General features: G+C 62.3%; 20 protein-coding genes. 11 read left to right on the top strand and 9 right to left on the bottom strand.

Annotated elements, in window-relative coordinates; genetic code table 11:
• Positions 1–44 precede the first annotated feature (44 nt).
• The gene (locus AC0GUR_RS20835; protein ID WP_472879438.1) at positions 45–500 is read right to left on the bottom strand and encodes an REP-associated tyrosine transposase; all 456 of its coding nucleotides are present in this window, start codon (positions 498–500) and stop codon (positions 45–47) included.
• A 154-nt stretch (positions 501–654) separates the two neighbouring features.
• Positions 655–2,355, bottom strand: a complete 1,701-nt coding sequence (locus AC0GUR_RS20830) for a dipeptidyl-peptidase 3 family protein (protein ID WP_472879437.1) — start codon at positions 2,353–2,355, stop codon at positions 655–657.
• A gap of 326 nt (positions 2,356–2,681) precedes the next feature.
• Between AC0GUR_RS20830 and AC0GUR_RS20825 the strand changes: the two genes are divergently transcribed.
• The 4 genes from AC0GUR_RS20825 to AC0GUR_RS20810 all read left to right on the top strand — a co-directional run bounded on the left by AC0GUR_RS20825 (position 2,682) and on the right by AC0GUR_RS20810 (position 7,237).
• Entirely contained in the window at positions 2,682–3,074 is a 393-nt protein-coding gene (locus tag AC0GUR_RS20825) for a DUF2946 family protein (protein WP_472879436.1), read from the top strand.
• A 206-nt stretch (positions 3,075–3,280) separates the two neighbouring features.
• Entirely contained in the window at positions 3,281–5,566 is a 2,286-nt protein-coding gene (locus AC0GUR_RS20820) for a TonB-dependent receptor (protein WP_472879435.1), read from the top strand.
• Positions 5,556–6,779 (top strand): sialidase family protein, encoded by a 1,224-nt coding sequence (locus AC0GUR_RS20815; protein ID WP_472879434.1) that lies wholly within the window; start codon positions 5,556–5,558, stop codon positions 6,777–6,779. The genes AC0GUR_RS20820 and AC0GUR_RS20815 overlap by 11 nt, the downstream gene beginning before the upstream one ends.
• Positions 6,776–7,237: a thioredoxin domain-containing protein gene (locus AC0GUR_RS20810; RefSeq protein WP_472879433.1), complete on the top strand. Its 462-nt coding sequence runs from the start codon at positions 6,776–6,778 to the stop codon at positions 7,235–7,237. Before AC0GUR_RS20815 ends, AC0GUR_RS20810 begins: the two co-directional genes overlap by 4 nt.
• Before the next feature lie 749 nt (positions 7,238–7,986).
• On the opposite strand, the gene AC0GUR_RS20805 is transcribed toward AC0GUR_RS20810, so the two are convergent.
• From AC0GUR_RS20805 to AC0GUR_RS20785, 5 genes are read right to left on the bottom strand one after another with little or no spacing between them, the layout of a single operon-like run.
• Positions 7,987–9,195, bottom strand: coding sequence for an ABC transporter permease (locus AC0GUR_RS20805; protein ID WP_472879432.1), 1,209 nt, complete (start codon positions 9,193–9,195; stop codon positions 7,987–7,989).
• A complete protein-coding gene (locus tag AC0GUR_RS20800; protein ID WP_472879431.1) occupies positions 9,192–9,926 on the bottom strand; it encodes an ABC transporter ATP-binding protein in 735 nt (244 codons plus the stop codon). The genes AC0GUR_RS20805 and AC0GUR_RS20800 overlap by 4 nt, the downstream gene beginning before the upstream one ends.
• Positions 9,923–11,491, bottom strand: coding sequence for an alpha/beta fold hydrolase (locus tag AC0GUR_RS20795; RefSeq protein ID WP_472879430.1), 1,569 nt, complete (start codon positions 11,489–11,491; stop codon positions 9,923–9,925). Before AC0GUR_RS20795 ends, AC0GUR_RS20800 begins: the two co-directional genes overlap by 4 nt.
• 54 nt (positions 11,492–11,545) lie before the next feature.
• Complete coding sequence (locus AC0GUR_RS20790) at positions 11,546–11,740, bottom strand: helix-turn-helix transcriptional regulator (protein ID WP_472879429.1); 195 nt, start codon at positions 11,738–11,740, stop codon at positions 11,546–11,548.
• Positions 11,737–12,357, bottom strand: coding sequence for a hypothetical protein (locus tag AC0GUR_RS20785; RefSeq protein ID WP_472879428.1), 621 nt, complete (start codon positions 12,355–12,357; stop codon positions 11,737–11,739). The genes AC0GUR_RS20790 and AC0GUR_RS20785 overlap by 4 nt, the downstream gene beginning before the upstream one ends.
• A gap of 468 nt (positions 12,358–12,825) precedes the next feature.
• Here AC0GUR_RS20785 and AC0GUR_RS20780 point away from each other — a divergent pair, with 468 nt between their 5' ends.
• The 4 genes from AC0GUR_RS20780 (at position 12,826) to AC0GUR_RS20765 (ending at position 17,999) form a co-directional block, all read left to right on the top strand.
• The gene (locus tag AC0GUR_RS20780; RefSeq protein WP_472879427.1) at positions 12,826–13,380 is read left to right on the top strand and encodes a fimbrial protein; all 555 of its coding nucleotides are present in this window, start codon (positions 12,826–12,828) and stop codon (positions 13,378–13,380) included.
• Positions 13,381–13,459: 79 nt separating this feature from the next.
• Entirely contained in the window at positions 13,460–14,206 is a 747-nt protein-coding gene (locus tag AC0GUR_RS20775; protein WP_472879426.1) for a fimbrial biogenesis chaperone, read from the top strand.
• Positions 14,203–16,962, top strand: a complete 2,760-nt coding sequence (locus AC0GUR_RS20770) for a fimbria/pilus outer membrane usher protein (RefSeq protein WP_472879425.1) — start codon at positions 14,203–14,205, stop codon at positions 16,960–16,962. The genes AC0GUR_RS20775 and AC0GUR_RS20770 overlap by 4 nt, the downstream gene beginning before the upstream one ends.
• Positions 16,959–17,999 (top strand): fimbrial protein, encoded by a 1,041-nt coding sequence (locus AC0GUR_RS20765; RefSeq protein WP_472879424.1) that lies wholly within the window; start codon positions 16,959–16,961, stop codon positions 17,997–17,999. The genes AC0GUR_RS20770 and AC0GUR_RS20765 overlap by 4 nt, the downstream gene beginning before the upstream one ends.
• 24 nt (positions 18,000–18,023) lie before the next feature.
• Here the strand turns inward: AC0GUR_RS20765 and AC0GUR_RS20760 are convergent, their stop codons facing one another.
• Together AC0GUR_RS20760 and AC0GUR_RS20755 are read right to left on the bottom strand one after the other, a co-directional pair.
• Positions 18,024–18,389: a hypothetical protein gene (locus tag AC0GUR_RS20760; protein ID WP_472879423.1), complete on the bottom strand. Its 366-nt coding sequence runs from the start codon at positions 18,387–18,389 to the stop codon at positions 18,024–18,026.
• Between the two features lie 330 nt (positions 18,390–18,719).
• The gene (locus tag AC0GUR_RS20755) at positions 18,720–19,463 is read right to left on the bottom strand and encodes an FAD-binding oxidoreductase (protein ID WP_472879422.1); all 744 of its coding nucleotides are present in this window, start codon (positions 19,461–19,463) and stop codon (positions 18,720–18,722) included.
• Positions 19,464–19,557: 94 nt separating this feature from the next.
• Between AC0GUR_RS20755 and AC0GUR_RS20750 the strand changes: the two genes are divergently transcribed.
• The 3 genes from AC0GUR_RS20750 to rluF all read left to right on the top strand — a co-directional run bounded on the left by AC0GUR_RS20750 (position 19,558) and on the right by rluF (position 22,120).
• Positions 19,558–20,517, top strand: a complete 960-nt coding sequence (locus AC0GUR_RS20750; protein ID WP_472879421.1) for an ABC transporter ATP-binding protein — start codon at positions 19,558–19,560, stop codon at positions 20,515–20,517.
• A complete protein-coding gene (locus tag AC0GUR_RS20745; RefSeq protein WP_472879420.1) occupies positions 20,514–21,287 on the top strand; it encodes an ABC transporter permease in 774 nt (257 codons plus the stop codon). The genes AC0GUR_RS20750 and AC0GUR_RS20745 overlap by 4 nt, the downstream gene beginning before the upstream one ends.
• A gap of 113 nt (positions 21,288–21,400) precedes the next feature.
• Positions 21,401–22,120, top strand: a complete 720-nt coding sequence (gene rluF / locus AC0GUR_RS20740) for a 23S rRNA pseudouridine(2604) synthase RluF (RefSeq protein ID WP_472879419.1) — start codon at positions 21,401–21,403, stop codon at positions 22,118–22,120.
• Positions 22,121–22,355 lie beyond the last annotated feature (235 nt).

Raw genomic sequence — 22,355 nt, 5'->3', positions numbered from 1 at the left:
CTGAGGCACCCTGTCGCGCACAGGGTGCGCTCCCACAGGTGACGTCAGAGCCAGCAGCAATCCCAATACGGATAGTCGAGAAAGTTTTCGACCAGACCGGCGCGCACTGGATTGCTCGCGATATAGCGGGCTACAGCGCGCACGTCCTCGTCTCGCCGAAGCGCATGATCATGATATCCCCGCTCCCATAGTGGCGTAGGCAGGATGCCCGTCAGGGTTTTAGCAGTGAGCGATTTGAACCGGTTCATGACGACAGCAAGACTGTCCCTCGGCCCGAGAATCACTAGGCCGTGCCAATGGTCCGGCATCAATACCCAGCAAAGTAGCTCAGCATCACCCCAGCAACGCGGATCATGTACTTGCCGGCTGATGAGTCTTGCCTGCTGCACGTCACTGAAAAACGGTCGCCGACCGGCAACAATGGTTGTAAGCAGATACGCCTGACCAGTGATCGAGACACGGCCACGGCGGAGGGCTTGATAGCCCGGCGATGGATTCATGGCCCGAACGATGCATTGCACGGACCATGGAGTCATCAGGTCAGTCCGTATCCCCATGTAGGAGTACGGACTGTGCTCCGAAGAGGTGTCATGGATTCACCACTTCGTTGGCTTGTCGCGCACAGGGTGCGCTCCCACCTTGGGTGTAGCGGAATCAGGGCTTCTGCAAACCCAGCACATCCAGCCCTTGTTCGAAAGTGATGTCGACCGGAATCTTGGCCTGATCGAGGCGCTTGAGATCGCCAGTGAGGGTCGCGTCGACCTTGCCCATGGTCTCGGTGAGTTTCTTCGCTGCGTCGTAGTCACCATCGCCCTGGATGGTGAGCAACTTCGCGGACAGCGCATTCATGGCCGCCGTCATCTTGTCGAAATCCACGCGATAGCGACCGGTCGCCGTGTCACGCGAGAAGGCGCCCTGCTGCTGGAAGAAATTGAAGCGCACCATGTTGGCCTTGGCGTGCGCGTCACTGGCACCGAAGCGCACCGAGCGCAGGATACCGGCGAGGAAGGTGACGTAGTTGTCCATCAACTTGGTCTTATCCAGCTCACCCTTTTCCGCGAGCTTGGTGACCATGTAAAGGCCCAGGATGTCGGCCTTGCCTTCTTCGAAGCTCGACGCCTGATCCTTCAGCGCCGTGCGTACCATGCCCTTGTCGGTGAGCGTGTTCTTGATGCCGAGGCCATGCGCGACTTCGTGGAACATGGTGTTCTCGAAGAATGCATCGAAGGTGAGGTGCGATTGCTGATCGTCGGCAATCAACTCCTTGGCAATGGGCAGCATGATCTTGTCGAACTTCGCCTGCATCACGTTTTCCAGCTGCAGGCGGCGCGTGCCCTTCTTCAGCTGGACTTCCTCGTCATTCGGAAGATTGATGGCGATGGTCTTGGCGCCGACGTTGGCATCGCCCGCGTAGTACACGGCGAAGTAGGCGTTGAGGTCGGCATCCGACCCCGGCTTTTCCGCCTTGTACTTTTCGTCCACCGGGAGCTCGCGCTGGAGCTCCGGCAGATACTTGGCGAAACGCGCGAGCTTGGCACTCCACGCCTGATCCTTCACCAGCACGTAGCTCTCATAGCTAGCCTTGTAGCCGTAGAGCTGGTCTTCGTAGGTTTCGATGGGGCCGATCACGATGTCCACCGGATTGTTCTTCATCGACATCCACGCAAAATCGCTCGGGCGATAGTCGTCGCTCAGCAGCGCGTCGGCGCGCTGCTTGAGATAGTTCGCGAACTCCTTGTCGGCAGACAAGGCAGCTGCCTTGCGCAGCAGGTCCGCGGCGCGTTCGAGGTCGGCCTTATACGCTTCGTGATAGGGCACGGTCACCAGCTTGCCCTGCGCATCGCGGCGCAGCAGCGTGTAGAGACCGGTCTTGTCCTTGAGGTCGGCCTTGTCGAACTCGTCCTTGCTCATGTCGGCCGGATAGAACTGCGCACCCGCCGGACGCGCGCCCACGCCTGCGACAAACGGCTGATCGTTGTCGAGGCGGTCCCACGGGCCGTAGTTGATCTCGGCGAAGCGTCGCGTGGTTTCATCCGGAATGCGCGCCATCAGCGCGGCCTTGTCGCCCCAGGACTGCTGCCAGTAGATGTCGTTGGTGACCGCGGCGGCCTCGACCAGCAGCGCAATCATCTGCTTCTGCTTCTCATCGAACGCCGAGAGGTCGGCCGTGAGTTTGACGGGCGCATAGTTGGCCATGCGCTGCGCGGCATTCTCCGCATCCGTCGACGGCGGCGGCACGGCAGGGGCCGTGGCGGCCGGAGCCGGCGTGGGGGACTGGGCCGTGGGTGCGTTGTCGTGGGAGCTGCAGCCGGCCAGGGCGGCGAGGAGACTCAGGGCAAGCAGATGGCGGCGCATGGTGGTTCTCGGCGGAAGGAAAGCCCCATGGTAACGCCACCGCCCGCTCCCTCTCCCCTCCGGGGCAGGCGGGGAGTGGCCATGGATGGCCACGCCTTTGAGGAGCGCGGAGAGGGCTGGGGTGAGGGGACAATCTAGCCTCACCCGTTTCAATGGAAACGGCCACTCCGGCCCCGGGGCCACACCCACTCACACCAATGATTTCATGTGGTCTTTCGCCGCAACGGTTTCGGCCCTGTAAGCGTCCCATGCATAATCCTTGAGCCCACTCTAGGGTTTTGGGGTTTCCGAGGACGGCATTGTTCCGTAGACGAGCACACCAGCGGATGGTCGCTTGGCTGGCTATTGCCGCCATGGGACTGCTGGCGCTCGTCCCTACCGTGTCCCGTGTGCTGGCATCGCCGACGACCGCCGCCATCATGGCGATGGACATGGCCATGCCCATGCCCGCGGATGGGGCCAAAACCACGGATGCGGATTGCCCGACTCACCACGCCGGCCACGATCATCGGCAGGCCCCGCCCGATGCCGGGCAACCGCTATCGATGGATGCCTGCGGCTATTGCTCTCTGATGAGCCATAGCCCTGCGCTGTTGGCATCGGCGCTCGTCTTGCCGCCGGCGCTGCTGGTCGTCTCACCATCCCTCGCGCATGTTGTACCGGATGCGCCATCAGCTGCACCGCTGGTGACGCACTCCCGGGGACCACCGCTCGTTTAATCCAGTCACGACTTGTATCGCTGCGATTCCCACGGACTCGGCGTGCGCTGACGCGCGCCTGCTCGTGCGCAGTTCGTCGCTATCCCCGCTGGAAATCTGTCCCCATGCGTTACCCCCCGACCCTTTCCACGCGTCACTCAGGTGATGCGCCTTCTACGTGGCATCCTTCAAAACTCTCCGTCGCCGTTTGGTCCGCGTTGGCGCTCATGTCGCCAGGGCTCCAGGCGCAGTCGAATGACTCGACATCGACACCTAGCTTTGCGGCCGTCGCGACACCCGATCGCGAGACCTCGACGCTATCGTCGGTAATGGTCACCGGCACTGCCGACAAACCGCTGCCCAGAGCGCTGGCCACGGCACCTGCCGTCGTGGAAAGTCTCAGTGCCCAGCAGATCCACGACACCGTCAACCTCATGACCTCGGCAGAGTCCCTGAAGTACCTGCCGAGCATCGAAGTGCGCGAGCGTTACATTGGCGACCGCAACGGCATCGTCGCCACCCGCACCACCGGCACCGTGTCCAGCGCCCAATCCCTGGTGTACGCCGACGACCTGCTGCTCTCCAACTTGCTTGGCAACAGCTACAGCTTTCCGCCGCGCTGGGGCCTGGTGTCGCCCGCGGAAATTGAACGGGTCAATGTGATGTACGGGCCGTTCAGTGCGCTGTATCCCGGCAATTCGATGGGCGGCGTGATTACGCTGGAGACGCGCATGCCCACACGCGCGGAAGTCCACATCGGCCTGACCGGGGCGATGGAACACTTCAACCTCTACGGCACCAATCAGCACAACGCCAGTGGCGACTTCACTATCGCCGCTGGCAACCGCTGGGGCCCCTTCTCGCTATGGGTGACCTACGATCACCTCAATGCGCAGGGCCATCCGATGAGTTTCTCGACTGCCAACCTGTCGAGCAAAGCGGCGACCGCAGCGGCCACGCCGGTGACCGGGGCTCATCAAGACACGGACCAGAACGGCAATCCGCGACTGATCTTCGGCGCCTACTCCATCGACCATACGCAGCAGGATCAGGGCAAGCTCAAGCTGGGTTGGGATATCACGCCCGAGATCAAGGCGCTCTACACCTTTGGCCTCTGGCACAACGATTCCACCACATCGGTGCAGAGTTACCTCACCGACACACGCACGGGGAACCCGTTCTACAACGGCAACGTCAACATCGGTGGTCGCGCGTATACGGTCTCCGGCCTCAACCCGGGCACCGCCGACCAGTTGCACATGGTCAACGCGCTATCCATTGGCAGCGACACGCATGGTGCGTTTGATTGGCACGCCGCGTACAGCAACTACCACTACCTCAAGGACGAATCGCGCTCGGCCTCGCGTTACGGGCAGAGCATGGTTGGCAGCAATCAGGTGCAGGACGGCACCGGCTGGCACACCGGTGAACTGCGCGGCACCTGGCGACCCGCACCGCTGTTCGGCCAAACGCACGAGCTGAGCTTTGGCTATCACATCGATGATTTCCTGCTTAAGCAGAACACCTACACCCTGGCCGACTGGCGCTCTGCACCCAATGGCATGCTGACCGCAGCCTCCGGCGGCGAAACGCAGACACAGGCCCTTTACCTGCAAGACGTGTGGACACTCGCGCCGCGCTCGACACTGACGCTAGGAGCACGCGAGGAATACTGGCGCGCTTTCGATGGCTTCAACCAGAACGCGGCCACCAAGCCCACCCTCGCCACGTATCCGAATCAGCAGCGCCACGACTTTTCACCCAAGGCCGCGTTGAGCTTCGAGATCACCCAAGCATTGCAGACACGCCTTTCGTTCGGCCGCGCCGTGCGCTATCCCACCGTGACCGAGCTGTACCAGCAGGTCATCAGTGGCAGCCAACTGGTGCAGAACAACCCCAACCTGCAGCCCGAGGATTCACGCTCCTACGACTGGACCACGCAATACGTGTGGGGCAGTGGTGTCGCCCGCGTCTCCCTGTTCCAGGAGAACCGTCACAACGCCCTGTTCTCGCAGACCGACACCTCGGTAAGCCCCAACATCACCCAGATCGAGAACATCGACCGGGCACGCATACGGGGGGTGGAAACCGCGCTCGACGAAGCGGATGTGTTGGTGCAGGGGTTGGATATCTCGGGCAGCATCACCTACGCCGAATCCGTGGTGCAGCAGGACACGCTGGCGCCGGCCGCCGTGGGCAAGCAGTTTCCCCGCATTCCGAAGTGGCGGGCACGACTGTCGGCGACGTATCACGCCAACGATCGCCTGACCTATGCGCTGGGCTATCGCTATTCCAGCGGTGCTTACAGCACGCTGCTCAACACCGACATCAACCATGACACCTACGGCGGCATCAGTCGCTACAGCGTGTTCGATGCCAAGGTGAGCTACCGCATTGAACCGCGTCTCACTGCCTCGATCGGCATCGACAATCTCGGTAACGAGAAGTACTACGTCAGTCCGCACCCGTATCCACAACGGACCGTTTTCCTGGGGTTGAACTATGACTACTGAGCGCCGTTTCGTGCAGGTGCTGCCGCGCTTTCCTTTGTGGAGGGCGTGGTGCATCGCACTCCTTGCCTTGCTTGCCCTGCCTTCGGCGGCGCACGACAGTCATGACATGACCAAGATGAAGGAGCCGCCGCTCGGCGCCAGCGCTGCCTTTGATGCACAAGGCCAGCTGTGGGTAGTCGACAGCCGGGACGGCCGCGTATGGCTGCGGCGATCTGGCGATCTTGGTCGCAGCTTCGATGCGCCAATCGCGGTTAATCCAGTCGCCGAACCGATCTACGCTGAAGGCGAGAACCGCCCGAAGCTGGCTTTCGGAACCAAGGGTGAGATCTACGTCACTTGGTCACAGCCGCGTGCGCAACCCTATACCGGCTTCGTGCGCTTCGCTCGTTCGCTGGATGGCGGCGCGCACTTCTCGACGCCTGTCACCGTGCACAGCGACACCGCCGAAATCACCCATCGCTTCGATGCGCTGGCAGTGGATGGCGAAGGCCGCGTGGTCATCGCCTGGATAGACAAGCGTGATCTGCTGGCATCGCAAGCAGAAGGCCAGCCGTATCAGGGTGCAGCGGTCTACACCAGTTGGTCAGACGATCGTGGCGCCCATTTCAACGTTGAGCGCAAGTTGGCCGACCACACTTGCGAATGTTGCCGCATCGCACTCGCACGCACGCCTGACGGCCATATCGCGACGTTCTTCCGTGCCATCTACGGCGACAACATTCGCGATCACGCGTATGCGGAGCTTGCGCCAGGCACTGCGTCGACCCATGTCGAACGTGCAACGTTCTCCGACTGGCAGATTGCCGGCTGCCCCCATCACGGCCCCGGTTTAGCGATCGCCCGCGATGGCACACGTCACGCCGTTTGGTACGAAGCCAGCCACGGTCCCGCGCTGTGGTACGGCCAACTCGATCCCGGCCATCCGCCGCGGCACGCCATGAAGTTTGCCGGTGCGGGCGCAGCCCACGCAGATATTGCAGTGTTGGAACGGCACGTCTGGTTGGTATGGAATCAGGTGGATCCCCAGGGCTACACGCTCATGCTGAGCGAGTCCCTTGACGGCGGCGCCAACTTCCAGCCACCTCGCGCGCTGGCGCAAAGTGTCGGTGCCGTTGGCTCGCCACAACTCGTCGCGAACCAAGGGCGCGCCTATGTCGCATGGAACACCGCCACCGGTTTCCGCTTGCTGCCCACCAACGAGGAGGCGCCGTGAAATACCTGCTTGCCACCCTTGCTTTGACGCTTGCTCTGCCAGCCGCCGCACTCGACCTGCGTCCACTCGATGCATCCCAGGTGCCGGCGCTGCTCGCGACGCCCGCACGTGGCGAACGACTGATCGCGTTGTGGTCACTGGATTGCAGCTACTGCGAAGCTAATCTGCAGGCGCTGTCGCGTTTGCAACAAGCTCATCCTGACCAAATCGAACTGATTACGGTGGCGACTGACAGCATCAGCGCCAGCAAAGCCATTGCACAGCGCCTGCACAGTGCCGGCATGGATGGCTTCCCTGCCCGCGCGTATGCCGACGACACGCCGGATCGACTCAACTACCTGATCGATCCGAATTGGGGCGGGGAGATGCCGCATGTGTTGGTGATTCGTGCGGACGGTACCAAGCGCGGTGTCAGTGGGCAGCTGAGCGATGGCATGTTGCGGAAGCTTCTGCCGTAAGGTGGAGGCGCGCGGTGGTTGCCATGGAGTGCTGTTGGGGGGCCACAACCAACGCGCACCTGCCACATCGCTAAAACTGAGTGCCAACGCTACTGAACCCCGGCCTGCGCCGGGGTGACGGCTCTAACGGAATGGTGAGGCAAGATTACCCCCTCTCCCCAGCCCTCTCCCGCAAGGGGAGAGGGAGCTAAGAGCTAAGAGCTGAGAGCTAAGAGCTAAGAGCTGAGAGCTAAGAGCTGAGAGCTGAGAGCTGAGAGCTGAGAGCTGAGAGCTGAGAGCTGAGAGCTGAGAGCTGAGAGCTGAGAGCTGCACCGGACAGCTTTAAGTCCTCTTCGCTATGGCGCGTTGCGGTGTAGCCGTACCGCGTGTCGGGCGATCGTGGCGTTCCGGGCTTCGTCAGCGCCAAGGCTTGTATTAATCACGACGCTACGACAACCTCGCTCTGGAGGCCATTTTCTTTGGGTTACTTTTCTTTTGGGCCAGCAAAAGAAAAGTGACTCGAGCGCCGGCAGGGGATCGAAACGCCCGCCGCGTAGGCGGCACGCTGGCGGTAGCGCCACATTCAAGGCCGAGAGCAAAGTCGCTGGATGACCAGCTTCGCTGTTGTGAAGCGCCTCCGGCCTACGCCGGGATGACGGTGAGGGGAGCAAGCGTTATCGCAAGCACCCACCCCTCACCCCAACCCTCTCCCCGAAGGGGAGAGGGAGCACAACGCGTGTTGCGCCTCGCCAGACAGAAGATTGCCCCCATTACCCAGAAATCGCCAACCTCTCCGACTGATACAACCTAGCCGTCACCACCACCCCAACCACCGCCGCCGCCAAACTCCCCACCAAACACAACCCCAATTGCTGCGTAGTCACACCATCCCCACGCAACAACTGCATGATGCCAAGGTGCTGCCCCAACAGCGGCACCGTATACATCCAGTCCTGCGACTTGATCGGCATGGTGGAGAGCAGAATGCTCGGCAACACCGGCACAAACATCAGCAGCGACAGATACGTCTGCGCCTCGCGATAGCTCTTGGCAAACGCCGCCACCATCGACTGCAACGCCGCCAGCAACACGATCAGCGGCGCCATCAGCACCAGCACGTGCATGCTGAAACGCGCGCCAAGGTCCAGCTCCATCCCTAGCTTCTCGGTGGGAATGAAACGCCCCACCACCGCGAACGCCAACAGGCTGATCAGCAAGCTCACCGCAGAGAAGGTGCAGATGGCGGCCAGCTTGCCGGCCAGGATGCGCCAGCGCGGCACCGGATTGGCAAACAAGGGTTCGAGTGACTGTCGCTCGCGTTCGCCCGCGGTGAGATCGATGGCCAGGTACATGCCACCCATGAATACGGTGAGCACGAAGAAGTACGGCAGGATGGAGAACACCAGCGCTGCGCGCGCCTGCGCCGTCGCCTGATCGCGGCGTGCCGCCACCACCGGCCACGCCGTACCCGGCGACAGGCCACGCGCCACCAGGCGCATCGCGCCCTGCTGCCGCGCGTAAGTTTCCACCAACTGCGTGACACGCTCAACGGCCGTATTGGCATCGCGCTGCGACGAGTCGTAGATCAACTCCACCTGTACCGTCTCGCCCTTGCGCCATGACGTGGCGAAGTCGGGAGAGATACGCACGACGACATCGGCATCCTGCTTGCGTACCGCGAGTTCGGGATTGGGGATCGCGTCGGTGGGTTCGATGCCGCCGGCTTTCAGCGCTGCGATCAGATTGGGTGCGTATTGAACACCGATCACCGGCACCGGCAGCGGCTTTTCCGCCTTGTCGAACTGACGGTTGAGCGTGATGTTGAGCATCATCACCAGGATGATGGGACCTAGCAGCGGGCCGGTAAGGAAGGCACTGGTAAGCGTGCGGCGATCCCGCAGGTTTTCTTTCACTTCCTTGAGGAATACGGTGAGGAAAGCGCGCGTGCGCCCGACGGTTGTCGTAGTGCTCATGTTCATGCGGCGAGGCCCTCCTCGCTGCCGATGATCTTCACGAAAGCATCCTCCAGATTGGTTTCGCCGGTTTGCGCGCGTAGTGCGGCAGGCGACTCGTCAGCGACCACTCGGCCGTTGGCGATCACCACGATGCGATCACACAGGGCGGCCACCTCTTGCATGATGTGGCTGGAAAACAGCACGCAGCGGCCCTCGGCCTTCAATTGCTGCATGAACTGGCGCAACGCACGTGTGGCCATCACGTCGAGGCCGTTGGTGGGTTCATCGAGAATCACATTGCGCGGATCATGAATCAGCGCCCGGGCTATGGCGGTCTTGACCCGCTGCCCTTGCGAAAAGCCCTCGGTGCGACGGTCGCCGATGTCTTCCATCTCCAGCGCCTTCACCAGCGCTTCGCGGCGACGCGTTATCAGGTCTTCAGGCAACCCATGCAGGCGCGCGAAGTAATCGATGTTCTCGCGTGCAGTGAGGCGCTTGTAGAGCCCGCGTGCATCGGGCAGCACGCCCAGTTGCCGGCGCACGGCAAGTGCGTCTTCGGCCGCATCGATGCCGTCCACCATCACCTGTCCACGGTCGGGTTTCATCAGGGTGTAGAGCATGCGCAGCGTGGTGGTCTTGCCGGCGCCATTGGGACCAAGCAGGCCGGTGATCTCACCGTCACGTGCGGTGAAGCTCACACCATCCACGGCTTTTACGGTGCCAAACGCCTTGTGCAAATCCTTCACTTCGATCATGGCGCGGCTCCGTTGAAGTCAATGAACATCGGCGTGGGCCGCAGGCGATCAAGGCAAGTGGCGTCCAGCGCTTCGGGCTTGAGGTTTTCGATAAAGCGCTTGACGAGCTGGGGCGTGCAGCCGGCGTTGATGACGTTGTGAGCCTGCCCCGTCAGCACGAAGTGGCGAGATTGCGGGAGGTTTTTGGCCACCTGATCGCCGTAGCGCGATGGCGTCACCGGATCGAACTGTCCGGAAAGCAGCAGCGCCGGCGCATTGGATTTCAACGGCTGATGGAAGTCCGCCGGACGCGTGCCCTTGGGCCACACCGCGCAGGTCGTCCGCAGCGTGTCGACCATGCGGGTACCGAGAATGGTGTGCGCATCTTCCGGGCGCGGCACCAGCAGGTCGGCATCTTCGCTGCAGATCACCGAAAGCTGCATGCCGCCATTCATGGTGTCGGACAGGTCGCCCGAGAGCAGCTTGGCCTGACCAAGCAGCGGCCCGACGTCGCCATGGGCTGCGGCATTGATGGACAACGGCAGCAGTGCGGCGGTGAGCGGTGTATACGCAAACATGCGCACCACGCTGGCCAGCGAGTATTCGTTCAACTCACGCTGCACGCTCTGGTAGGTCTGCGGATCGCGGAAGCTCACCTTGTGCGGATTGGCGCGCAGCGCATCGCGCAGTTGGTAAAGCGTCTGGTAGGGATCACTGAAGCGCTTGCGGCAGTCGTCGGTGGCGGTGCACCGCGCGAATTGCGCCTTCAGCGCATCGTCGAGATTCTTCGCAAAGTCCTGCCCGAGTGCGAGTTCGTTGGGCACCACGCCATCCAGCACCATGCTGCGCACGGCCTGCGGAAAGCGCATGGCGTATTGCTGTGCCATGCGGGTGCCGTAGGACACGCCCACCAGATCGAAGCTGGGCGAGCCCAGCGCCTTGCGCACGTCTTCCAGATCCTGTGCGGCGATGGTGGTGGTGTAGTAACGCGGGTCGGCCCTGCCCTGGAGCTGCTTCAGGCAGCGCTCGGTTTCTTCGCGCTGCCGGTCGGGATGGGCATCCGAATCATCGGCGCCATCATCTGCGCGCTCGCTTTCGTCGTTGCAGGTGAGCGGATTGGAGCCACCGGTTCCGCGCTGATCGAGCAGCACCACATGGCGATGCGCGGTCAGCGGCTGCAGCGCGGTCGATACGCCAGGCCACGATTCGGTGGCTGCCTGGCCCGGGCCGCCTGCGAGCAGCACCAGCATGTCCCGGCTGGCCACCTGCGCGCTGCTGCGGATCACCGCCAGCTTCAGGCCAATCTTGCGGCTGTGCGGATCGTCGCGATTCTCCGGTACCTCGAATGGCGCGCACCATGCGGCGGTCGACAGCCCGCTGTTGGGCTGACCGAGCTCGCAAGGCGTCAGCGTCAGCGAACCCAGTCGCCAGGTTTGCGTTTTGCCGGGCGTGGCTTGCGTCGACGCCGCGGCGGGCCGGGCGACGGTGCTGTCTTCCACCGCAGCCATCGCACGCGGATACCAGTGTGTGCCGCCAAGCACGGCCAGCCCTAAGGCTGCGATGCCTAGTCGTCCCTTGATTGCCATCACTTGAGTTCTCCCCTCATTCCGTTCGGGTGGTGCAAGTTCGCGCGCGGGGCCTTAAGGCTCCGGCTCGAAAATCGATTCGATGGAAAGGCTGAACAGTCGCGCGATCTTGAATGCCAACGGCAGGCTGGGATCGTACTTGCCCGTTTCGATGGCATTGACCGTCTGGCGGGATACATCCAGCCGCTCGGCCAGGTCAGCCTGCGACCAGCCGCGATCGCTGCGAAGGTCGCGCATGCGGTTGTTCATTGGAAGCGGTTGCGCCAGAGCATGCCGCAGTGGGCCAGGCCGTAGGCAAAGCACAGGGCGGGATACACGAAGAGCAACACCAGCGCCCCATCGACCGCGAATACCTTGGCAGTGCCCAAAAAGCCCAGCGCCATGCTGACCACGCTCACGATCGCCGCTCCAATGGCCAGCGCTTCCAGGTGCTGGCGGCGTTCAAGCTCGTCGCTGCCCAATACATAGCGGATGGAAACGAATACGGCCCAGGCGACCGGCAATACGGGCGACAGTGCCGTCAGCACCTTGAGCCAGCCGGCGTCCATGGTTTTCTGCAGCGGCCACACGTACAGCATGACCAGCACATAGGCGAGCATGGCGGGCATGAATTCACGGGCATAGCGGTATTCGATCGGGCGGCTGCGCTCCCGCCTCACTGCGCGCTGGGTGTGGATCATGAGTGGCAGCGATGCCGCGAAACCCAGCACGCCCACCACACGCAGCAACACGCCACCTTTCGTCATCAGCCACAGCCCGCCAGCCATCAGCGCATAGGTCAGCAGGGTGACCAGCCAACGCGCCCAACGGGGCCAGGTAAGCATGGGGGCGCGAAGCCAGTGCTCGTTGCGCTCCGGCCTGTTCATGACCGGCCACCCCTCGTCTCGACGTACTGCATGAGCTCCCTCCCGAACTGCATGTCAAGTGAACTTGACACAAGGCTAAGGGGCGTCGCGGGGTGTGTCAAGCGTACTTTACACAGGAAGGGTATCGGCCTTCACGCTACGAACTTGAGCGGATCGCCGTAGGATTTTTCCTAAAATGTGACGCAATTTGCACAATCGGCCGGCCTTGGGGCCCGATGTGACGTGACGCAGTTCACACAATTCGTCACCTTGACTTAACAGCCAGTTCTCAGAAAGCGCGCGACGAGGCCGTTTCCACGGCCACTTTCTGGTTGGCATGCCGGTTGCATTAGGCCGGGTAAGCGATCTGGAAGCCAGCTCGAAGGGGGCACGGGCCAGAAGCCAAACAGCGCAGTCGGGGGGCACGCGCCCGGTGTCCGGAAGCGCCACAAACATCCGCTACAACCAACCAAGGTCAAAGGACACTGTATGAAGAAGATTCTCCTCTCCGCTGCACTGGCTGCCGTCTTCGGCGTGGCTGCACTGGCACCGCAGGCCGCCAAGGCCGTCGATGGCACCATCACGTTCAACGGTAAGATCACCTCCACCACCTGCACCATCGCCTCGAGCTCCAATGGCAGCACGGGTACCGCCAGCTTCGCTGTGACCCTGCCGAGCGTCGGTACGGGAGCGCTGGGCACGTCGTCGGGCATTGTCGCCGGCGCCACGCCGTTCAGCATCAACCTCTCCGCTTGCTCGGGCACGGGCGTGGTCAAGGCCTACTTCGAGCCGGGCGCGACGATCAACGCGAACGGCCGCCTGAACGTCGCCGGCGCCACCGGCGTGGACCTGCAGCTGCTCAACAACAGCCAGTCGGCGATCAACCTGGCGACGCAGACCGGCACCACCACGGCCACCATCGCCTCCAATGCTGCAACGCTGAACTACTACGTGCAGTACTACAACAATGGCACGGGCACCGGCGGCGCCGTCGGCGCTGGCACCGTGACCAGCAGCGTGAACTACACGATCCAGTATCCGTAATTCACGCCCTGTCCGCGGCCGGCGTCGCCGGCCGCGGATACCCCGCAACGCCTCCTCGCCGTCGAACGGGATTCCAACGATGAAACGCTTCTTCCGCGCCTTGGGCACGGGGTTGCTGGTGTATTGCTTGGCCTCGGCCGGCGCCAGCGCCAATGTGATTATTGCCGGCACCCGAGTGGTCTTTCCCGCGAAGGATGGCGAAGTCACCGTCCGGCTGACCAACGACAACAGCACGCCAGCCCTGATCGAATCCTGGGTCGACAGCGGCGACGCGCATTCCACCCCTGACAAGGTGGACACCCCTTTTCTGATCACGCCCCCGCTGTTCCGCATGGAGCCGCACAAGGAGCAGAGCCTGCGCATCCTGTTTACGCAGGGCAAGCAGCCGCTGCCGGTAGATCGTGAATCGCTGTTCTGGCTCAACGTGCTGGAAGTGCCGCCGAAGCCGAGCGGCCAGGAATACCAGGGCAAGAATTATCTGCAGCTCGCGATCCGCTCGCGACTCAAGCTCTTTTACCGCCCCGACGGCCTTGCCGGCGATCCGCAGAAGGCACCCGCCCAGTTGAGCTTCAAGGCCGCAGCTGGCGGCGCTGCCACGACGCTCGTCGTGCATAACCCGACACCGTATTACGTCACGTTCACCAAGGTGGCGTTGAGCATCGGTGGCCAGTCTTACGCCGGCGACACCGGCATGGTGGCCCCGCTTTCCGATCTGCGTCTGGACGTTGCGGGCCTGAAGCAGGCACCGGCTGGCACTGCCATCGAATACGACTGCATCAACGACTACGGCGCCACGGCATCGTTTAAGGGCACGCTGTCGCCGTGAGGACCCTGCGCACCAACGCGCAGCGCCAGCCATGGCCGACCGTGCGTCGCCACGTGCTGCTGTGTGCGATGTTGGCGGGCCTTGCCAGCTGGGCTGGCGCCGCATGTGCCGGCCCGGCTGCTGCCGCAACGGGCGCGGATGCGAGCTCCGGCGGCTATGCTGATTTCGATCGCAGCCTGCTGTCTGGCGCGGGCCAGAACACCACCGACCTGTCGCGTTTCGAACATGGCAATCCGGTAACGCCGGGCATCTATAACGTCGACGTTTACGTCAACCAGGCTTGGGCCGCCCGTCGCGATGTGCGGTTTGTCTCGGCTACGCCAGAAGCCAGCGCCACGGCCTGCCTGGATGACAAGCTGTTTAGCCAGTTGGGCCTGCACCCCGTGAAAGCCGCCGAGATGCAGACCCAACTGGCTGACCCCGCAGCTTGCGTCGATATCGGCAAGCTGATTCCCGATGCCACGATGACGCTCAACATGGCCGAGCTGCGCGTCGACGTGAGCGTGCCGCAGGCTTACGTGGGCCAGGCTGCACGCGGCTACGTCAGCCCGGAGTATTGGGATGCAGGCGTGCTCTCGGCGCTGCTGAACTACAACTTCAACGCGTATCACACGAGCAACGGCGGCCTGAGCCAGACCACGTCCTACCTCGGACTCAACACGGGTGTGAACGTGGGCCTGTGGCAGTTTCGCCAGAACTCGACCGTTACCTGGCAATCGGCCAACGCAGGTCAGCCCTCGCGTAGTCACTGGCAGAACATCGCGACCTATGTGCAACGCGCGCTGCCGGGCTTGCGTGCCGAACTTACAGTCGGTGACAGCTTCACTGACGGCCAGGTGTTCGACAGCTATGCCGTCCGCGGCGTCCAGTTGAGCACGGATGATCGTATGCTGCCCGATTCGTTGCGCGGCTACGCGCCGGTCGTGCGCGGCGTTGCGGAAACCAACGCACTGATCACCATTCGCCAGAACGGCATGCAGATCTACCAGACCACGGTGGCGCCGGGCCCGTTCTCGATCAACGACCTGTATCCGACCGGTTACGGCGGCAGCCTCGATGTGACGATTACCGAAGCCGATGGACGCGTACGTAGCTTCAGCGTGCCTTATGCATCGGTGGCCCAGTTGCTACGCCCGGGCACCACGCGCTTCAGCGTTGTGGCGGGCGAATTGCGCGACAGTTCGCTGGTGCACAAGCCCGACGTTGTGCAGGCAACGATCCAGCATGGCATCAACAACACGCTCACCGGCTATGCCGGCCTCGTTGGCTCGCAGGGTTACGCCGCTGCGTTGATCGGTGGCGCGGTGAATACGCGCTTTGGCGCATTCGCTGCAGATTTGACAGAAGCCCATACGGAAATCCCCGGCGGTGATTCGCACTCCGGCCAGAGCTTGCGCGTGAGCTACAGCAAGCTGCTGCCGCAGACGCAGACGTCGTTCACCGTGGCTGCGTATCGCTACTCCACGAGCGGCTATCTCAGCCTGACCGATGCCGCGCAGGCCCGCGACTTCGCGCGTCGCGGCCTGGATATCTACAACACGGTGATCCCTGCCGCGCCGCAGATGATCAACGGCGTGCCGGTAAACACCGTGCTTACGCCGGCGCAAACCGCTGCGCTGTCTAGTTCGGGTGCGCTGAGCAATTCCTCGCTGATCGGCACGACGCTGCAGCGCCAGCGCAATCGCTTCGATCTGACGCTGAGCCAGGTTCTAGGCACCCATGGCGGCACCATCTACGTCAACGGCTCCGCTTACGACTATTGGAGCCGCAACGGCACCGACACGCAGTTCCAGCTTGGCTACAACAATCACTTTGGCCGCGTGAATTACGGTTTCAATGTCACGCGCACACGCGACGTGATCGGGCGCTACGCCAACAGCTACTTCCTGAATGTCACCGTGCCCCTTGGCGACAACGTGCATTCGCCCATGTTGATGTTCAACATGAACCACGATGCGGTGAACGGCAATCAGGAACAGGCCATGGTAAGCGGCACACTGGGCGCCGAGAACCAGTTCAACTACGGTGCCACGGGATCGCATGGTGGCAACACCGGCAGCGCCGGCTCGCTCAACGTTGGCTATCGCAGCCCGTTTGCCCTGCTCAGCGCCAGCTATGGCAGCGGTTCGAATTATTCGCAGGCGTCGGTGGGTGCCAGTGGCGCCATCGTGGCGCATCCGGGTGGCATTACGTTTGGCCAGCCCACCGGCGACACCGTCGGCATCGTCTACGCGCCAGGCGCGGCAGGCGCGAAGGTGAGCAACGCGACGGGCGCCCAGGTGGACAGCTCCGGCTACGCGCTTGTCCCCTATCTGATGCCTTACATCCTCAACAACGTGCAGGTTGATCCGAAGGGTCTGCCGCTCGATGTGCAGATGGAGTCCACCAGCGCACAGGTAGCGCCCTACGCGGGCTCGGTGGTCATGCTCACGTTCAAGACCGTGAGCGGCCGATCTGTGATCGTGCAGGCCCGTTTGCCAGGTGGCGATACGCTGCCGTTCGGCGCTGAGGTATTCAACGCAAAGGGCGTTGCGCTGGGCGTGGTGGGCCAGGCAGGCAAGATCCTCGCACGTGGTGTGGATCAGCAAGGCCAGATGAGCGCGCGCTGGAAGAACAGCCAGGGCGAGATGCAATCGTGCTCGTTCGCATACCAGTTGGCGCCACTGGATAAGAAGAACCCGCACGCTTACGAACAGCTGCAGGCAACCTGCACGCTGGACAGCAACCCGACATTCGCCGAGAGGACCGCACCGTGAGCTACATTTTCCACCGCCTCGCGCAGCGTCTGTCGTTCACGGCCTTGCTATTGGCGGCTGGTCTGGGTCTGCTGCACAGTCCGGCAGCGATGGCTGGCGCCGTGCTTGCCTGTACGTCGCCATCCAACAATGCGGTGTTCACCATCAGCGGGCTGCCCAGCTCGGTAACGGCGGCGTCGAACGCCGCTGTTGGTTCCGCGCTCGGTAGCGCGGGTTCGGTCAAGGTAACGTTTAACTGCTCCAACGTGATCTCACAATACGGCAAGGTCACGCCGCAGGCGACTGTCGTTGCTGCACTGGACGCCACCAATAAGGCCGGCTCCGGCTACGTGATGCTCGCCACCAATCTCCCTGGCATCGCCATCAAGCTCAGCGGCAGCCCGACGAATCCCGACAGTGGCCCGAACGGCCCGGGCGGCGCTCCAGGCTGGGAGCTGGCCTCCAAGACCAATAACCAATCGTCGGTCAGCGAAACCTTCACGGCCCAGCTGATCAAGACCGGCCCTATCAGTCCGGGACAGGTAAGCGCCCTCACCATGGTGCAGTTGACCAACTACACCTATGGAAACACGGACAGCGCACCAAACTACGCCTCAGTGGCGACCACGGCGGTGACGGTGAACACGCCGTCATGCAGCCTCACCATGCCGAACGCGAACTTTTCAATCCCCCTGCCCACGGTGACCGCGAGCGCGCTGGCAAACACCACAACGGCCGGCGCCACGTCTTTCAATATCACATACGGCAGCTGCGCTTCGAACGTCACCGTGTACATGTACATGACCTCGCCGACACAAGGCTCAAGTCCTGGCCTGATCACGCCAGACCCGAGTACGTGCAGCAGCCCGGCGAGCAACGTGGCTTTGCAGCTGCTGCTCAATTCGCAGCCGGTTACCTTCAACGCGTCGCAGAAGGTCGGCACGGTCACGAATGGCTCGCTGTCGGTGCCGTTCGTGGTGCAGTACTACAAGACGGGAGCGCCGATAACCGCGGGCTCCGTATGCGGTACCGCCACCTACACACTCACGTATCAGTAATCCGACGAACGATGCGCAAAGCGATCACTCATACGTGCGGGTCAGCAATCGTGTGTTCGCAGCGCCTGCATAACTGACCAAATAGTTGAGCAGACGATTGCCGCTCACGTCGCTCTCAAGTGAAACGATATCCTGACGATATACAGAGGCACGGGCGGCAGCATGTCCTGGCACCATGCCACAACCGCTGCGAGAAACACCGCGCGACGATGGCACCACATCGATGGAACTGCACGTCGACTGCAAGATCGCCCCGACAAACGTAATCGTGCCGCCTTGCAAACGCGCCTCGCCTTGCGAAACCACCTCGCCCTGCGCATGCGCGAACGACGCCCCTAGCGCCAAGGCGACTACGCAACCTGCACAGGTCCTGCGAATCCAGCCCTTCATAACGGCCCCTTCCCGTACCGCGCGGGGAAGGCGGGGTACTTTCGGGATCTATCGGCGCTGCCGACCAGGCCTTTAATCGAAAACCCAGGCACGTCTCAGCCATGTGAACTAGGTCACATTTTCGCGTGAGACAGATCACACTTTCGGCCTCCAGGGGCGAGAGCGGGATAGTTGGAAGAATAAGTGGAAGGGCCGGGCTGTCGGGTTAGCGGCCCATGTCGAGATAACTTGAATATCGTGTTTGTACCGCGTTAATGCAGCAGTACAGGTCGGAGAGCGCTCGCTGCCAATGCGGGGCAAGCGCCTGCCCTGTGATCGAGCCGGTGACGCTTAGCGCGAGGAGATGTACTTCTCGCGGCGAATATGGGCCACCGGCAGGCCGAATTCCTTGAAAGCGGCGAAGGCGGCATCGACCATGTTGGGGTTGCCGCACAGGTAGGCGATGTCCCGCTCGGCGCTTGGCGCCAGTTCGGCCAGCACGTTCTGCACGTGGCCCTTGCGGTCGTTCGGGCGCGGCGTGGCGCGCGGCTCGCGGCTCAGGCACCCGTAGAAGTTGAAGCCCGCGTTGGCCTGCGCGAACGCCTCGAACTCCTCACCATAGAGCAGCTCCACCTCATTGCGCGCGCCATACAGCAGCACCACTTCGCGACCCTGTTTCACCAGCTCGGCGATCTGCGGAAGCATGGCGCGATACGGCGTCACGCCGGTGCCGGTGGCCAGCAGCATATAACGGCTGTTGGTGTCGCCGGCCTGCAGGCAGAAGCGGCCATAGGGGCCGCTGGCGTCGATCACGCCGCCGTGCGGCAGGTCGCCCAGCAGCTTGGTGGCGGCGCCGCCTTCTACATAGCTCACCGCAATCTCGATGCGCTGCACCGGCGAGGAGCCATCGCCCACCGTGCCCACCGAATAGCTGCGCTTGGTGGCGGTGCCATCTTCATAGTGGAAATGGACCTGCAAAAACTGCCCGGGTACAAAGGTCAGGGGCTGACCGTCCGCGCGCTCGAAGGCCAGGTGCCGTACGGTGGGCGCCAGCATGGTGCTGTCGACGAGGCGGAGCTGAAAGTGGTCGGCCATGGGACTTCCGGAGGAAACAGTGTGGTCGCCGCGTCTCACCGGACGGGCTGGGCAAGCCACGTATAATAAAGGGCTCGCCCCTCCGGTGCAGCCCATGTCCCCAAGTCCCACCCCCGCGCTGGTCGTCGACAACCTGCGCAAGACCTACAGCAATGGCGTCGAAGCTCTCAAAGGCATCAGTCTCACGGTCCAGCCAGGCGACTTTTTCGCCCTGCTGGGGCCGAACGGCGCTGGCAAATCCACCCTGATCGGCATTCTTTCCTCCCTGGTGAACGCCACCAGCGGCGATGCGCAGGTGTTTGGCGTATCGGTCAACAAGCAGCGCGGCAAGGCCATGCAGCTGATCGGCCTGGTGCCGCAGGAAATTAACTTCAACCAGTTCGAAAAACCGTTCGACATCTGCGTGAACGAAGCCGGCTTCTACGGCATTCCGCGGAAGATCGCCGCCGAACGCGCGGAGAAGTACCTGAAGGAGCTGCGCCTGTGGGATAAGGCCCAGCACCAGGCGCGCATGCTCTCCGGCGGCATGAAGCGCCGCCTGATGATCGCCCGAGCGATGATGAACGAGCCGAAGCTGCTCATTCTCGATGAGCCCACCGCCGGCGTGGACATCGAGATCCGCCGCTCCATGTGGCAGTTCGTCAGCGGCATCAACGCGGCCGGCACCACGGTGATCCTCACCACGCATTACCTCGAAGAAGCCGAACAGCTCTGCCGCAACATCGCCATCATCGACCAGGGCACCATCGTGGAAAACACGTCCATGAAGCGCCTGCTGGCCACGCTGGACGTGGAAACCTTCGTGCTGGACATCAACCACGTGCCGGTCGATTTGCCCGCGACTCCCGGCATCACGTTGCGCCGCCTCGACGAGCACACGCTGGAAGTGGAAATGGCGCGCTCGCACGACCTCAACTCGCTGTTTGCCAGCCTGAGCGAACGCGGCATGACGGTGACCTCGATGCGCAACAAGACCAACCGCCTTGAGGAATTGTTCGTGCGCCTGGTGGAAAACGGCCGCAGCGGCAAGGAAAACGTGGAGAAGGTCGCATGAACAGCACCATGAATATCGTTGCGCTGAACACCATCGTGCGGCGCGAAATCATGCGCATCATGCGCATCTGGACGCAGACGCTGATTCCGCCCGCCATCACGATGACGCTGTACTTCGTGATCTTCGGCAAGCTGATCGGCAGCCGCATCGGCCAGATGCATGGCTTCACTTACATGCAGTACATCGTGCCGGGCCTGGTGATGATGAGCATCATCACCAACAGCTACGGCAACATCTCCAGCTCGTTCTTCGGCGCTAAGTTCAGCCGCGCCGTGGAAGAGATGCTGGTATCGCCGATGCCTAACTGGGTGATCCTGCTTGGCTACGTGATCGGCGCGGTAGCGCGTGGCCTGGTGGTAGGCGCACTGGTGCTGCTGATCGCACTGTTCTTCACGGATCTGCACGTCGCCCATCCGATCATCACGTTCCTGTCGGTGCTGATGGGCGCCACCGTGTTCTCGCTGGCCGGCTTCGTCAATGCGGTATTCGCGAAGAAGTTCGACGACATCGCGCTGGTGCCGACCTTTGTGCTCACCCCGCTCACCTATCTGGGCGGCGTGTTCTACTCGGTGGACCTGCTGGGCGAACCGTGGCGCAGCATCTCGCTGGTCAACCCGATCCTCTACATGGTCAACGCGTTCCGCTTCGGCGTGCTGGGCGTGAGCGATGTGAACATCGGCGTAGCGTTCGCGGTGATGCTGGCGTTTGTGGTGGGCCTGTCCATGGTTGCGCTGAATCTGCTCAAGCGCGGCGTGGGTTTGCGCTCGTAATTACTGCATCACTCATGTAGGAGCGCACTTGTGCACGACCGCAGAGACGCGATGTACCGCCTCGCCGGGCTGTCGCGCACAAGTGCGCTCCTACAGGGAAAGACTTTGATTCCATGCGTGTAAACAAATACATCAGCGAAGCTGGCATCTGCTCCCGCCGCGAGGCGGATGAGCTGCTGCTTGCCGGCCGCGTCACCATCAACGGCGAAGTCGTGACCACCGGGGCCAAGGCACTGGAAGGTGATGAAGTGCGCGTAGACGGTGAAATCGTCAAGGCACGCATCCTCGCAGCCACGCCTTCAGCCAAACGCGCGGTGTATATCGCACTGAACAAACCGGTAGGCATTACCTGCACCACCGACCAGACGGTGAAGGACAACATCGTCGATTTTGTTGATCACCAGCAACGCGTTTTTCCCATCGGGCGCCTGGATAAGGATTCCGAGGGGCTAATTCTGCTGACCAGCAATGGCGATATCGTCAACGAGATCCTGCGTTCGGAGAACAACCACGAGAAGGAGTATCTGGTGGCGGTGAACAAGGCAGTCACTGACGAGTTTCTTCAGGGCATGGCGCGTGGCGTGCGCATCCATGGGCAGATGACCAAGCCTTGCAAGGTGCGCAAGATCGCCAAGTTTGGCTTTGCGATCATTCTTACACAGGGGCTAAACCGTCAAATTCGTTTGATGGCGGCAGAGTTTGGTTATCGCGTGACACAGTTGCGGCGAGTGCGCGTGGTCAATGTGAAGTTGGGGCATTTGAAGCCGGGGCAGTGGCGGAATTTGACGGATGCGGAGTTGAAGGGGTTGTTGCCGAGTCGGACGCAGTGGTAGCGCGCCTTTAGCCCCCTATCCCCTTCGGGGAGGGTATTTGGGTGAGACCTAAATAAGGGGAAAAAGGTGGGGTGCTTGCGGGAACACGTACTCTCCCTCACCGTCATCCCCGCGAAGGCGGGGATCCAGTGACTTTGCTCTTGGCGCTGGTTCGGCGCTCCCGCCAGCGTGCCGCCTACGCGGCGGGCGTTTCGATCGTCTGCCGACGCTCGAGTCACTTTTCTTTTGCTGGCCC

Source organism: Dyella sp. PARNA 12/25, from assembly GCF_055702865.1.
This window is presented reverse-complemented; position numbering and strand designations above follow the sequence as displayed.

What these genes read in the sequence shown, in the direction of transcription:
- AC0GUR_RS20835 (WP_472879438.1), bottom strand. Translation starts at nt 500, where the DNA reads ATGAATCCATCGCCGGGCTATCAAGCCCTCCGCCGTGGCCGTGTCTCG.
- AC0GUR_RS20830 (WP_472879437.1), bottom strand. Translation starts at nt 2,355, where the DNA reads ATGCGCCGCCATCTGCTTGCCCTGAGTCTCCTCGCCGCCCTGGCCGGC.
- AC0GUR_RS20825 (WP_472879436.1), top strand. Translation starts at nt 2,682, where the DNA reads ATGGTCGCTTGGCTGGCTATTGCCGCCATGGGACTGCTGGCGCTCGTC.
- AC0GUR_RS20820 (WP_472879435.1), top strand. Translation starts at nt 3,281, where the DNA reads ATGTCGCCAGGGCTCCAGGCGCAGTCGAATGACTCGACATCGACACCT.
- AC0GUR_RS20815 (WP_472879434.1), top strand. Translation starts at nt 5,556, where the DNA reads ATGACTACTGAGCGCCGTTTCGTGCAGGTGCTGCCGCGCTTTCCTTTG.
- AC0GUR_RS20805 (WP_472879432.1), bottom strand. Translation starts at nt 9,195, where the DNA reads ATGAACATGAGCACTACGACAACCGTCGGGCGCACGCGCGCTTTCCTC.
- AC0GUR_RS20800 (WP_472879431.1), bottom strand. Translation starts at nt 9,926, where the DNA reads ATGATCGAAGTGAAGGATTTGCACAAGGCGTTTGGCACCGTAAAAGCC.
- AC0GUR_RS20795 (WP_472879430.1), bottom strand. Translation starts at nt 11,491, where the DNA reads ATGGCAATCAAGGGACGACTAGGCATCGCAGCCTTAGGGCTGGCCGTG.
- AC0GUR_RS20790 (WP_472879429.1), bottom strand. Translation starts at nt 11,740, where the DNA reads ATGAACAACCGCATGCGCGACCTTCGCAGCGATCGCGGCTGGTCGCAG.
- AC0GUR_RS20785 (WP_472879428.1), bottom strand. Translation starts at nt 12,357, where the DNA reads ATGAACAGGCCGGAGCGCAACGAGCACTGGCTTCGCGCCCCCATGCTT.
- AC0GUR_RS20780 (WP_472879427.1), top strand. Translation starts at nt 12,826, where the DNA reads ATGAAGAAGATTCTCCTCTCCGCTGCACTGGCTGCCGTCTTCGGCGTG.
- AC0GUR_RS20775 (WP_472879426.1), top strand. Translation starts at nt 13,460, where the DNA reads ATGAAACGCTTCTTCCGCGCCTTGGGCACGGGGTTGCTGGTGTATTGC.
- AC0GUR_RS20760 (WP_472879423.1), bottom strand. Translation starts at nt 18,389, where the DNA reads ATGAAGGGCTGGATTCGCAGGACCTGTGCAGGTTGCGTAGTCGCCTTG.
- AC0GUR_RS20755 (WP_472879422.1), bottom strand. Translation starts at nt 19,463, where the DNA reads ATGGCCGACCACTTTCAGCTCCGCCTCGTCGACAGCACCATGCTGGCG.
- AC0GUR_RS20750 (WP_472879421.1), top strand. Translation starts at nt 19,558, where the DNA reads ATGTCCCCAAGTCCCACCCCCGCGCTGGTCGTCGACAACCTGCGCAAG.
- AC0GUR_RS20745 (WP_472879420.1), top strand. Translation starts at nt 20,514, where the DNA reads ATGAACAGCACCATGAATATCGTTGCGCTGAACACCATCGTGCGGCGC.
- rluF (WP_472879419.1), top strand. Translation starts at nt 21,401, where the DNA reads ATGCGTGTAAACAAATACATCAGCGAAGCTGGCATCTGCTCCCGCCGC.